This window comes from Pseudooceanicola profundus, assembly GCF_054919315.1.
Genome location: NZ_CM142898.1, coordinates 172049 through 184464, shown reverse-complemented (window position 1 = coordinate 184464; position 12416 = coordinate 172049). Strand labels below are relative to the sequence as shown.

Here is a 12416-nt window from a genome sequence, read left to right as displayed (position 1 = left end):
GCGTTTGCGCTCACTCCTGACCTCCAAGAAAGCGACAGACCGGAGTACTCCATGTCCATCCCCCAATCCGGCGGCGGCCCGATCGAGCGTCATGAACAGCTGGCAGACTACATGGCCGAGGGCTGCAAGCCCAAGGAAGACTGGCGGATCGGCACCGAGCACGAGAAGTTCGGCTACTGCAAGGACAGCCTGAAACCCATTCCCTATGATGGCGAACGCTCCATCAAGGCCGTGCTGGAAGGCCTGCGCGACCGCTATGGCTGGAACGAGGTCCGCGAAAGCGGTTATCTGATCGGCCTGACCAAGGACGGCGCCAACGTCAGCCTCGAGCCCGGCGGGGCGCTGGAACTGTCGGGCGCACCGCTGTGCAACATTCACCAGACCTGTGACGAGGTGAACCAGCACCTGCGCGAGGTGAAGAGCATCTCGGACGAGATCGGCGTGGGCTTCATCGGTCTGGGCGCCGCGCCCCAGTGGACCCATGACGAGATGCCCCTGATGCCCAAGGGCCGCTACAAGCTCATGGATGCCTACCAGAGCCGCGTCGGCACCACCGGCACCACGATGATGCGCCGCACCTGCACCGTGCAGGTGAACCTCGACTTCTCGACCGAGGCGGACATGGTGCAGAAGATGCGCGTGGCCCTTGCGCTGCAGCCGGTCGCCACCGCGCTCTTTGCCAATTCGCCCTTCTTCGAGGGCAAGCCCAACGGCATGCGTTCCTACCGGTCGTGGGTCTGGCGTCACATGGATGCCGCCCGGACGGGGATGCTGCCCTTCGTCTTCGACGAGGGCTTCGGCTTCGAGTCCTACGTGCAATATGCCCTCGATGTGCCGATGTACTTCGTCTACCGCGACGGCAAGTACATCGACGCGCTCGGCCAGTCGTTCCGCGACTTCCTCAAGGGCGAACTGCCCGCGCTGCCGGGCGAGAAGCCGACGCTGTCGGACTGGGCCGACCACCTGACCACGCTCTTCCCCGAGGCGCGGGTAAAGAAGTTCATCGAGATGCGCGGCGCCGATGGCGGCCCGTGGCGGCGTCTTTGCGCGCTGCCGGCCTTCTGGGTCGGGCTGATGTACGATCAGGGCGCGCTGGATGCGGCGTGGGACCTCGTGAAGGGCTGGGACGCCCCGACCCGCGAGGCGATGCGCGTGGCGGCCGGCGATCAGGCCCTCGGCGGCACGGTCAACGGCATCAAGATGCATGACCTCGCCCGCGAGGTGCTGGACATCGCAGAGGCGGGCCTGAAGGCGCGCGCGGCAGAGGGCGCGGGCGGGCTGATCCCCGACGAGACCCATTTCCTCAACGCGCTGAAGGAAAGCATCGCTTCGGGCCAGACCCCTGCGGACGAACTGCTGGCCAAGTACAAGGGCGAGTGGAACGGCGATCTGGACCGGATCTACGCCGAGTATTCCTACTGAGCGACGGGTTGGCAGGCGGGTGTCCGGCCGGCGATTGGCCGGCTGAGACCTCGGCCGTTGAAGGGGGCCGACCCGCTGCCTGACCACGTGCCTGATCCGATGCGCGAGCACGTGCCTCACCACGTGAAGGCATCTCCCGGAGGTTGTGCCGGGAGGTGCCCCTTGACCGCGAAGCGTGAACGCGGGACACTCCCCCGAAATAGGGGGCCTCGGGTCGCGCGTGGAACGTCATCTGATCATTTCCGGCCATGGCCGGGCAGGCAGCACGCTGTTCTACACCATGATGCGCCATTGCCTGAGGGACTTCGGTCTCTTCGAGGCCGAGATGCCCACGGCGCATCTGCTGCACCTGCCGGGCAACCAGTGCAGCAAGCGACCCTACGACATCTTCGACACGGCCAGGATCCTGCAGGCCAACAGGCGGGGGAAGCAGCTGGATCTGATCGTCATGCTGCGCGATCCGCGCGATATCCTGATCAGCCGCCACCGGGCCGTGCCGGATGATTACTTCATGGCCGCCGACCTGTGCTATTTCATCCAGCCGGGCAAGGTGCCGACCTTCACCGCGCCGGGGCTGTTGCAGATCCAGCGCGCGATCATGCAGGTGGCGCGGTCGGGCGCTTTTCCGCGCGGCATCTTCTACCTGAAGTACGAGGACCTCGTGGCCGATCCCGACAGCGTGCAGCAGGCCTTGGCCGCGCAGCTGGGGCTGCGCTTCGAGGGCAGCTTCGCCGATTTCCACACGGCCGAGATACCGGCCCACCTGCAGGGCCCGCTGAACGGCGTACGCGCGCTGGAGGCAGGGCCCGCCCGGAAATGGGCGCAGCCCGAGCATCGGGCCCGGATCATCGACCAGTTCACCAGGTTTCCCGTCCTGCACGATGTGCTCATCGGGCTGGGATACGAGACCGACCGCAGCTGGTATGACGCCCTGCTGGCCGAGGGCCGCGGTGTCGGGACTGGCGGCGTGGGCAACGATGGCGGCATGCCGAAGGCACCCTAGGCCTGTCTCCTAGGGCTGTCGCTTAGGCCTGCCGCTTAGGCCTGTTGCGCGGCCCGGATCGCCGTGGCGCAGGCCATGGCCGAGGCCCAGGCCCACTGGAAGTTGTAGCCCCCCAGCCAGCCGGTCACATCCACGCATTCGCCGATGAAATGCAGCCCCGGGTGCAGGGTGGATTCCATCGTCTTGGAGGAGAGGCCTGCGGTGTCCACGCCGCCCAGGGTGACCTCTGCGGTGCGATAGCCCTCGGTCCCCGTGGGCTTCACCCGCCAGCGGGTCAGCCGGTCACAGAGTGCACCGAGGCTGGCGTCATTGTGATCGGCGAGGTTGCCGTCCAGGTCGAGGTCCGGCGCGATCAGGCTCGGCACCGCCTGCGCAAGGCGGGCGGGCATCATCTCGGCCAGCACGGTGGTGATGGCGCGGCGCCCGGCCTGCTGGCGTGCAGCGCGCAGCCGCTCCAGCGGGTCGAGGCCGGGCAGGAGGTCGATCTCGATCTCTGCGCCGGGCGTCCAGTAGGAGGAGACCTGAAGGATCGCGGGGCCCGAGAGGCCGCGGTGGGTGAAGAGCAGCGCTTCCTCGAAGCTGGTGCCCCCGGCGGTGGCGCGCACCGGCAGGGAGAGGCCGGCGAGGGCGCTGAAGGTTTCGGGCGGGAAGGTGAAGGGCACGAGTCCAGGATGGGTCTCGACGATGGCGTGGCCGAACTGGCGCGCGATGTCATAGGCGAGGCCGGTGGCGCCCATCTTGGGGATCGACTTGCCGCCGGTGGCGACCACGAGCCGCGGCGCCCGCACCGTCCAGGGCCGCGTGTCGCGATTGAGCGTGACGGCGAAGGCCCCGTCCCCGTCTCCGTCCTGCGCGGTGACACCCTCGATCCGCGTGTCGAGCGTCAGCGTGCCGCCCGCCTCCTCGACCATGCCGGTCAGCAGCGAGACGATCTGGCGCGCGCTGTCGTCGCAGAAGAGCTGGCCGAGGGTCTTCTCGTGCCAGTCGATGCCATGCTCCGAGACGAGGGAGACGAAATCCCACGGCGTGTAGCGCTTCAGCGCGGATTTGGCGAAATGCGGATTGGCGGAGAGGAAGTTGGCAGGCTCCGTGCCGGTGTTGGTGAAGTTGCAGCGCCCGCCGCCGGAGATGCGGATCTTCTCGCCCGCCTTTCGGGCATGGTCCACCACCAGCACCCGGCCCCCGCAGTGGGCCGCGCACATCAGGCCGGCCGCCCCGGCGCCAAGGATGATCACGTCATAATCCATGGCCGCGGGGATGCCGCCTTGGCCCGGGTTTGGCAAGGGGGGACGGGGGCGGGGGACACCCAAGAATTTTCGAAAATTCTTGGCGAAATTCTTCGAAGAATTTTTGATGCGCGGGGGGGCGGGGGAGTTTGTCTGCCCTGCGCAGTGCGGAGGAGGGTGCGCGGCAGCCGGAAAATTCGAATTTTCCGGTCCGGAATTTTTGAAAATTCCGGGCAGCGGGGAGGGGGCGCCGGCGCTGCGGTATGGCCTGTGGGCAGGAGAGGGAGGCAAGGGGGCGCTGCCCCCGTCCGTGCAGTGCACGGACTCCCCCGGAGGTATTTGGGGAAAGATGAAAGGCGGGGCGGCGCGCGCGCGAGGGGGCGGGCGCAGGAGCGGGATGAGAGGCGGGCGGCGGAGCGGGGCGGGGCCGGGCGGAGGGGCGCCGGGGCGTGGCATTCTGTCTGGCGCGAGAGGGGGAAAAAGGCTAGACTTGCCTATCAGACCCCGAAAAGGGGCGGATCAGAGGCAGAAGCGGCAGATTTACCCATGACGGAAATGGTCTATGGTGCGCTCCCCGTGCGGGAAGGCGAACCGATACTCCCTAAATGGTGGCGGACGGTCGACAAGTGGACCATGTCCTGCATCCTCATGCTCTTTGGCGTGGGGCTCTTGCTGGGCTTCGCCGCCTCGCCCCCGCTGGCGGAGAAGAACGGCTTCCAGCCGTTCCACTACGTGCAGCGGCAGGCGCTCTTCGGGGCGATGGCGATGGTGGCGATGATGGTCACCTCGATGATGCCGCCGCAGCTGGTGCGCCGCCTCGCGGTGCTGGGCTTTGCGGGTTGTTTCCTCGCGCTGCTCTTCCTGCCGGTCTTCGGGACCGACTTCGGCAAGGGCGCGGTGCGGTGGTACTCGCTGGGCTTCGCCTCGGTGCAGCCCTCGGAATTCCTGAAACCCGTCTTCGTGGTGACCTGCGCCTGGATGATGGCCGCGGCCCAGGAGATCAACGGCCCGCCGGGGCGGCTCTGGTCCTTCGGGCTGACCGTGGTCATCGTCTTCATGCTGGCGATGCAGCCGGACTTCGGCCAGTCGGCGCTGATCCTCTTCGGCTGGGGCGTCATGTATTTCGTGGCCGGTGCGCCGCTGACCCTGCTGGTGGGCATGGCGGGCGCCGTGGTCGCCGCGGGCACTTTCGCCTACCACAACTCGGAACACTTCGCGCGCCGGATTGACGGCTTCCTGAGCCCCGATGTCGATCCGCGCACCCAGCTGGGCTATGCCACCGACGCGATCCGCGAGGGCGGTTTCTTCGGCGTCGGCGTCGGCGAGGGCTCGGTCAAGTGGTCGCTGCCCGATGCCCATACCGACTTCATCATCGCGGTGGCGGCAGAGGAATACGGGCTGATCCTCGTGCTGGTGATCATCGCGCTCTACACCTCGGTCGTGGTGCGGTCGCTGTTGCGGCTGATGCGCGAACGCGATCCCTTCATCCGGCTGGCCGGCACCGGTCTTGCCGCCATGTTCGCCGTGCAGGCGATGATCAACATGGGCGTGGCCGTGCGGCTGCTGCCCGCCAAGGGCATGACGCTGCCCTTCGTCAGCTACGGCGGCTCTTCCGTCATCGCGAGCGGTGTCGCGGTCGGCATGCTGCTGGCCTTCACCCGGTCGCGGCCCCAGGGCGAGATCGGCGATATCCTCGCGGGGCGCACGCGATGAGTGAGACGGCACCGCTGCTGATCATCGCGGCGGGGGGCACCGGCGGGCACATGTTCCCGGCGCAGGCCCTCGCGGAGGAAATGCTGGCCCGCGGCTGGCGGGTGCGGCTCTCGACCGACGCACGCGGCGCGCGCTACACCGGCGGCTTCCCCGAGGCGGTCGCGGTGGAGGAGGTGGCCTCGGCCACCTTCGCGCGCGGCGGGGTGGCGGCCAAGGCACTGGTGCCCTTCCGGATCGCGGGGGGCATCTCCTCGGCCGTGCTGCGCATGCAGCGGGAGAAGCCGGCCGCGGTGGTGGGCTTCGGCGGCTACCCGGCGATCCCGGCGGTGGCGGCGGCCACGATCCTCGGCCTGCCGCGGATGATCCATGAACAGAACGGCGTGCTGGGGCGCGTGAACCAGCTCTTTGCCAAGCGCGTCGCGGCGGTGGCCTGCGGCACCTGGCCGACCGAACTGCCCGAGGGCGTGCAGGGCTACCACGTCGGCAACCCGGTGCGCGCGGCGATCCGTGAACGGGCCGGTGCCGGATACATTCCGCCCGGGGACTACCCGCTCTCGCTGCTCGTCATGGGCGGCTCGCAGGGCGCGCGCATCCTCTCCGACCGGGTGCCGGAGGCGATCTCGCTGCTGCCCGACCACCTGCGCCAGCACGTGCGCGTGGCCCATCAGGCCCGCCCCGAGGACATGGCCCGCGTGGCCGAGTTCTACACCGAGGCCGGCATCAGCGCCGAGGTGAAACCCTTCTTCGACGATGTGCCGCGCCGCATGAGCGAGGCCCAGCTGGTGGTCACCCGCGCGGGGGCCTCGACCGTGGCGGACCTGACCGTGATCGGCCGCCCGGCGATCCTCGTGCCGCTGGCCGCGGCGATCCGGGACGAGCAGACCGCCAATGCCAAGGGCATGGTCGAGGCCGGCGCGGCGATCCTCCTGCCCGAGAGCAAACTTGACGCGGGCACCCTTGCGGACCAGATCGCACTGGTACTGGACAGCCCCGAGGGCGCACTGCAGATGGCGCGGGCCGCGCTCTCCCTCGGCAAGCCCGAGGCGGCGGAGACGCTGGCCGACATGGTTGCAGCGCTGGCGGCGGGCGAACTGACGGAAAAGGAGACGACGTGAACGCAGCGACGAAACTTCCCGGAGACGTGGGCCCCATCCATTTCGTGGGCATCGGCGGCATCGGCATGTCCGGCATCGCGGAGGTCCTGCTGAACCACGGCTACGTGGTGCAGGGCAGCGATCTGAAGGCCTCCAAGATCACCGACCGGCTGAAGGACCTCGGCGCCCATGTCTTCGAGGGCCAACGGGCCGAGAACCTCGAGGAGGCGCAGGTCGTCGTGATTTCCTCCGCCATCAAGCCGGGCAACCCCGAGCTGGACGAGGCACGCCGCCGCGGGCTGCCCGTTGTGCGCCGGGCCGAGATGCTGGCCGAGCTGATGCGCCTGAAATCCAACATCGCCGTCGCGGGCACCCACGGCAAGACGACGACCACCACCATGGTGGCGACGCTGCTGGACGCGGGCAAATTCGACCCCACGGTGGTGAACGGCGGGATCATCCACGCCTATGGCTCCAACGCGCGGGTGGGTCTGGGCGAATGGATGGTGGTGGAGGCCGACGAGAGCGACGGCACCTTCAACCGCCTGCCGGCCACGATCGCCATCGTGACGAACATCGACCCCGAGCATATGGAGCACTGGGGCACCATCGAGGGGCTGCGCAAGGGCTTCCTCGACTTCGTATCGAACATTCCCTTCTACGGGCTTGCCGTCTGCTGCACCGATCATCCGGAGGTGCAGGCGCTGGTGGGCAAGATCACCGACCGCCGCGTGACCACCTATGGTTTCAACGCGCAGGCCGATGTCCGCGCGACCAACCTGCACTACGAGAAGGGCATCGCCCATTTCGACATCCTGCTGCAGGCCGAGGACATGAAGATCGAGGGCTGCACCCTGCCGATGCCCGGCGATCACAACGTCTCGAACGCGCTCTCGGCCGTGGCCGTGGCCCGGCACCTCGGCATGAAGGGCGAGGAGATCCGCGCGGCCCTTGCGGCCTTCGGCGGTGTGAACCGGCGCTTCACCAAGGTGGGCGAGGTGAACGGCGTCACGGTGATCGACGACTACGGCCACCACCCGGTGGAGATCGCCGCGGTGCTGAAGGCCGCCCGCCAGGCGACCGAGGGGCGTGTCATCGCGGTCCACCAACCGCACCGCTACTCCCGGCTGCATTCGCTCTTCGATGACTTCTGCGCCTGTTTCAACGAGGCCGACGTGGTCGCCATCGGCGAGGTCTATGCCGCGGGCGAGGACCCGATCCCCGGCGCGACCCGCGAGGACCTCGTGCACGGGCTGATCGCCCATGGCCATCGCCATGCCCGCGCGGTGACCGGCGAGGATGACCTCGTGCGGCTCGTGCGCGAACAGGCCCGGCCCGGCGACATGGTGGTCTGCCTCGGCGCCGGCACGATTTCGACCTGGGCCAACAACCTGCCGAAACGGCTGGCCGAGGAACCGGTGGAGTAACGCATCAGGGCGTCGTCCGGCAAAGGAGGAGGGGCCCGCGGGGCCCCTTTTTCAATGGTCCTCGATCAGGCAGAGATAGTCGGCGTAGACCCAGCCCTCGGGTCCGTTCACTCCGCCGACCGACACCTTGTACCACTTGCCGCGCCGCTCCCAGTCCCAGACCTTGGTGCCGGGGCCCAGCTTGGCCTGCATCGGGTGGCTCGATCCCGGACCGCTGCGCAGGGCAAGGAAGTTGTCGCCGTTCGGATCGAGGTGGCAGACGGCAAAGACATCGGGGGCATAGGCCTGCGCCGGCGCGGCAAGAAACAGGGCGGCGGCAAGGGTCTGAATGACGCGCATCGGGAAACCTCTCTGTGTGAAATCGGATCGGGTCGGCAATGGGGGGAGCCTAGCATGAGGCGCCTGCCGGACCGAGGGGCGGCGCGGGCGGTCTGGTGCTTTTGCGTCCCTGCCTGCTGAAAAGTCATGCGCAGCGGGATCGGGCGCTTGCCAGACAGGCCCGGCAGGCGGAGAGTTTGCCGAACGAGCATGAGGTCCCGCATGAGCCTTCCTTGGATACTGGCCTGTTTCTGGGTGCTGGCCGCCGCGCTCGTGGCGCTGCTGCCGATGCGGCTGCAACGCTGGCCGGGGCTGGGGCTGATCCTTGGCGCCCTCGCGATCCTAGTCCTGATCGGGCGGGCTCATGGGGTGGGCATGGCGCTGGTGGCACTGATCGCCGTGCTCTCGGTCTTTCGGCGGCCGCTCTTCTACCTGATGAGCCGCAGGGGATCGGTGGAATGAGCCCGGCGATGGTGGCGGCCTGCCTCTGGGTGCTGGCGGCGGCGGTGGCGGGGATGATCCCCTCGCGCGACAATCACTGGACCCGGGCCTATGCGCTGATGGCGGTCTGCGTGCCGCTGCTGCTCTGGGTGCTGCTGCGCGACGGCTGGGTCTGGGGGCTGGTGGTCCTTGTCTGCGGGCTCTCGGTCTTCCGCTGGCCGGTGATCCATCTCTTCCGCTGGCTGACGGCACTCTAGGCTCGGCTTGCCATGGCGGGGGCAGGGCGCTACCTAGCCCTGCGATCCCCAAGCCGCAGGAGAGACCATGGCCCGTCCAGACCAGATCGAGACCCGAGGCCGGCTGAGTGCCGACCGTGCCATGGCGGACCTGACGTGGCTGCGGGTGGGCGGCCCGGCGGACTGGCTGTTCCAGCCTGCGGACGAGGACGACCTTGCCGATTTCCTGCGCCAGCTCGACCCCGAGGTGCCCGTCTTTCCCATGGGGGTGGGCAGCAACCTGATCGTGCGCGACGGCGGACTGCGTGGCGTGGTGATCCGGCTGGGCCGCGGGTTCAACGGTATCGTGGCTGACGGCACCCGGGTGACGGCCGGGGCGGCCGCACTGGATGCCCACGTGGCCCGGCGCGCGGCGGAGGCGGGCGTGGACCTGACCTTCCTGCGCACCATCCCCGGCGCCATCGGCGGCGCGGTCCGGATGAACGCGGGCTGCTACGGCACCTATACGAAGGACGCCTTCGTCTCGGCCCGCGCCGTGACGCGGGCGGGCGAGGTCGTGACGCTGAGCGGCGAAGACCTTGCCTTCCAGTACCGTCAGAGCGCGCTGCCCGAGGGCTGGGTGCTGACCGAGGTTCTGCTGGAAGGGCCTGCGGGCGACCCGGCGGAACTGGCCGCGCGGATGGACGAGCAGCTGGCCAAGCGCGACGCGACCCAGCCCACCAAGGACCGCACTGCGGGCTCCACCTTCCGCAACCCGGCGGGCTTTTCCTCGACCGGGCGGGCGGACGATGTGCATGACCTCAAGGCGTGGAAACTGATCGACGACGCCGGCATGCGCGGGGCCATGATCGGCGGCGCGCAGATGAGCGAGAAACACTCCAACTTCCTGATCAATACGGGGGCAGCGACCGCCTCGGATCTGGAAGAGCTGGGGGAGGAAGTGCGAAAAAGGGTTTTCCAAACCAGCGGTTTGCAGCTAGAGTGGGAAATCATGCGGATAGGTGAAGCCAAGGGCGACAGACCCGGCGACTGACCGCAGGCAGTACGATAAGAAAAATCAACAAGGGCCGAAAATGGCCCGAGGACTTGAGGCACGGATTTGGGTTCGTCGAGCAGGACAAACCCCGACGTGGCGGCAGTGAACGAGTCAGGCGCACGCATTGCGTGGCGCGCTGCAACTCGCGCGATCGACGCCAATCGGGATAAGGGGATGCACCGCGCAGCGGCCTGCATCCTGTCCGTCCGCGCCCAAGGGTCTGCCCCTGATGCGCGGAGGGCCGCATGGCACCGCTGACCCGGTCCACCCGTCACGATCCCGCACCCTCCCTTTGGGCCTACCGCCTCGAACGGCTGATGCTGACGCCGGCGGTGCGCCTCTTCCTGCGCGCGGGCGTTCCTTTCCTCGTCACGCTCGGCGCGACCTCGGCCTATCTCGGCGATCAGGATCGCCGCGACCAGGTGCTGCTGGCGGTGCATGAGCTGCGCAATAAGTTCGAGATGCGCCCCGAGTTCATGGTCAAGCTGATGGCCGTCGAAGGCGCCTCGGCCAACGTGGAAGCCGACATCCGCGAGGTCGCGCAGCTCGACTTCCCGATGACCTCCTTCGACATCGACCTCGATACGCTCCAGCGGACGATCCTCGAACTTCCGGCGGTGAAGGACGTGAGCCTCTTCATCCGCGCGGGCAACATCCTCCAGATCAACGTGATCGAGCGCCAGCCTGTCGTGCTGTGGCGCTCTCGCGACGGGCTGGACCTGGTGGACCGCGAAGGCGTGGTGGTGGGCGGGGTCTCGACCCGCGCCACCCGCGAGGACCTGCCGCTGATCGCGGGGGAGGGCGCCCGTGACGCGGTGCCCGAAGCCCTGCGCATCCTTTCTGCCGCCGCCCCGCTGAAGGATCGCCTGCGCGGTCTGGTGCGGATCGGCGAGCGCCGCTGGGACTTGGTCCTCGACCGCGGACAGCGGGTGCTGCTGCCGGTCACCAAGCCGGTGCAGGCGCTGGAGCGGGTGATCGCGCTCGACGAGGCGCAGCAGCTTTTCGCACGGGATATGTCGTCGGTGGACATGCGGCTTGCCGCCCGCCCGACGATCCGAATGAACCAGGACGCCGTTGCCCATTGGTGGCTGAGCAAGGACATGTTGGTGGAGGCCGGACAGTGATGATGGATCTTTATGAGAGCCAGCGCGCGATGCGCAACATGCGGCGCGCTGCGATGCAGCGCGGGGTGGTTGCGATCCTCGACGTGGGCAGCTCCAAGATCGCCTGTCTGGTGCTGCGCTTCGACAATGCAGAGCGGGTGACCACCGGGGATGGCGTCGGCTCGCTGGCCGGGCAGGCGGGTTTCCGGGTGATCGGTGCCGCCACGACCCGTTCGCGCGGGGTGCGCTTCGGCGAGGTGGAGGCGATGCAGGAGGCCGAAAAGGCGATCCGCACAGCGATCCAGGCCGCCCAGAAGATGGCCAAGGTCCGCGTCGACCACGTGATTGCCTGTTTTTCGGGCGCAGGCCCGCGCAGCTATGGCCTCGCCGGGGAAGTTGAGCTGGCCGGGCAGATGGTGAGCGAGCAGGACGTCAGCCGCGTGCTGGCCGCCTGCGAGGTGCCGGACTTCGGCGGCGGGCGCGAGGTGATCCACGCGCAGCCGGTGAACTTCGCCCTCGACCACCGCTCGGGCCTCTCCGACCCGCGCGGCCAGATCGGCAACCGTCTGGCGACCGACATGCACATGCTGACCGTGGATGCGGCGGCGGTGCAGAACCTCGTGCATTGCATCCACCGCTGCGACCTCGAACTCGCGGGCATCGCTTCCTCGGCCTATGTCACCGGCATCGCCTCGCTGGTGGAGGACGAACAGGAACTGGGTGCGGCCTGCATCGACATGGGGGGCGGGGCCACCGGCATCTCGATCTTCATGAAGAAACACATGATCTATGCCGACGCGGTGCGCATGGGCGGCGATCACGTGACCGGCGACATCTCGATGGCGCTGCAAATCCCGCAGGCCAATGCCGAACGGCTGAAAACCTTCTACGGCGGCGTCATCGCCACCGGCATGGACGACCGCGAGCAGATCGAGATCGGCGGCGAGACCGGCGACTGGGAACATGACCGCCGCACCGTCACCCGGGCCGAGCTGATCGGCATCATGCGCCCCCGCGTCGAGGAGATCCTCGAAGAGGTGCGCTACCGCCTTGACGCCGCGGGCTTCGACCACCTGCCGAGCCAGCAGATCGTGCTGACCGGTGGCGCCAGCCAGATCCCCGGCCTCGACGGGCTGGCCAGCCGAATCCTCGGTCAGCAGGTCCGCCTGGGCCGTCCGCTGCGCGTCCACGGCCTGCCGCAGGCCGCCACGGGACCGGGATTCGCCTCTGCCGTAGGGATGTGCCTCTTTGCGGCGCACCCGCAGGACGAGTGGTGGGACTTCGATTTGCCCCACGATCGCTACCCCGCGCGGTCGCTGAAACGGGCCGTCCGCTGGTTCAAAGAGAACTGGTAAACCCCATATCTGGAATAATCGGCAAAATCCCGCGAGTCTGCA

The 12416-nt window shown here is 68.2% G+C and carries 12 protein-coding genes; 10 read left to right on the top strand and 2 right to left on the bottom strand.

All coding sequences use genetic code 11. From position 1 onward, the window contains the following. The first annotated feature begins 51 nt into the window (after positions 1–51). Positions 52–1422, top strand: a complete 1371-nt coding sequence (locus ACX9MO_RS00840) for a glutamate--cysteine ligase (RefSeq protein ID WP_462213206.1) — start codon at positions 52–54, stop codon at positions 1420–1422. A gap of 220 nt (positions 1423–1642) precedes the next feature. Beyond that, entirely contained in the window at positions 1643–2425 is a 783-nt protein-coding gene (locus ACX9MO_RS00835; protein WP_462213205.1) for a hypothetical protein, read from the top strand. Between the two features lie 35 nt (positions 2426–2460). Here the strand turns inward: ACX9MO_RS00835 and ACX9MO_RS00830 are convergent, their stop codons facing one another. Next, positions 2461–3672 (bottom strand): BaiN/RdsA family NAD(P)/FAD-dependent oxidoreductase, encoded by a 1212-nt coding sequence (locus ACX9MO_RS00830; RefSeq protein WP_462213204.1) that lies wholly within the window; start codon positions 3670–3672, stop codon positions 2461–2463. 525 nt (positions 3673–4197) lie between these two features. On the opposite strand from ACX9MO_RS00830, the gene ftsW reads away from it, so the two are divergent. Genes ftsW through murC form a run of 3 tightly spaced genes read left to right on the top strand, consistent with a single transcriptional unit; the run spans position 4198 to position 7885 of the window. Beyond that, positions 4198–5364 (top strand): putative lipid II flippase FtsW, encoded by a 1167-nt coding sequence (gene ftsW, locus ACX9MO_RS00825; protein WP_222490420.1) that lies wholly within the window; start codon positions 4198–4200, stop codon positions 5362–5364. Further along, positions 5361–6479 carry a UDP-N-acetylglucosamine--N-acetylmuramyl-(pentapeptide) pyrophosphoryl-undecaprenol N-acetylglucosamine transferase gene (locus ACX9MO_RS00820; RefSeq protein WP_222490419.1) on the top strand — a complete coding sequence of 373 codons (1119 nt, stop codon included), beginning with the start codon at positions 5361–5363 and terminating at the stop codon, positions 6477–6479. The genes ftsW and ACX9MO_RS00820 overlap by 4 nt, the downstream gene beginning before the upstream one ends. Then, positions 6476–7885: a UDP-N-acetylmuramate--L-alanine ligase gene (gene murC, locus ACX9MO_RS00815; RefSeq protein ID WP_222490418.1), complete on the top strand. Its 1410-nt coding sequence runs from the start codon at positions 6476–6478 to the stop codon at positions 7883–7885. Before ACX9MO_RS00820 ends, murC begins: the two co-directional genes overlap by 4 nt. Before the next feature lie 51 nt (positions 7886–7936). On the opposite strand, the gene ACX9MO_RS00810 is transcribed toward murC, so the two are convergent. Next, positions 7937–8224, bottom strand: coding sequence for an SH3 domain-containing protein (locus ACX9MO_RS00810; RefSeq protein WP_462213203.1), 288 nt, complete (start codon positions 8222–8224; stop codon positions 7937–7939). Positions 8225–8425: 201 nt separating this feature from the next. Between ACX9MO_RS00810 and ACX9MO_RS00805 the strand changes: the two genes are divergently transcribed. The 5 genes from ACX9MO_RS00805 to ftsA all read left to right on the top strand — a co-directional run bounded on the left by ACX9MO_RS00805 (position 8426) and on the right by ftsA (position 12374). After that, entirely contained in the window at positions 8426–8665 is a 240-nt protein-coding gene (locus tag ACX9MO_RS00805) for a DUF2484 family protein (RefSeq protein ID WP_462213202.1), read from the top strand. Next, a complete protein-coding gene (locus ACX9MO_RS00800; RefSeq protein ID WP_462213201.1) occupies positions 8662–8901 on the top strand; it encodes a DUF2484 family protein in 240 nt (79 codons plus the stop codon). The genes ACX9MO_RS00805 and ACX9MO_RS00800 overlap by 4 nt, the downstream gene beginning before the upstream one ends. A 67-nt stretch (positions 8902–8968) precedes the next feature. After that, positions 8969–9913 (top strand): UDP-N-acetylmuramate dehydrogenase, encoded by a 945-nt coding sequence (gene murB / locus ACX9MO_RS00795; protein ID WP_222490414.1) that lies wholly within the window; start codon positions 8969–8971, stop codon positions 9911–9913. Between the two features lie 248 nt (positions 9914–10161). Then, positions 10162–11040 carry a cell division protein FtsQ/DivIB gene (locus tag ACX9MO_RS00790; protein WP_462213200.1) on the top strand — a complete coding sequence of 293 codons (879 nt, stop codon included), beginning with the start codon at positions 10162–10164 and terminating at the stop codon, positions 11038–11040. Continuing rightward, positions 11040–12374: a cell division protein FtsA gene (ftsA, locus tag ACX9MO_RS00785; protein WP_222490412.1), complete on the top strand. Its 1335-nt coding sequence runs from the start codon at positions 11040–11042 to the stop codon at positions 12372–12374. The genes ACX9MO_RS00790 and ftsA overlap by 1 nt, the downstream gene beginning before the upstream one ends. The last annotated feature ends 42 nt before the right edge of the window (positions 12375–12416 follow it).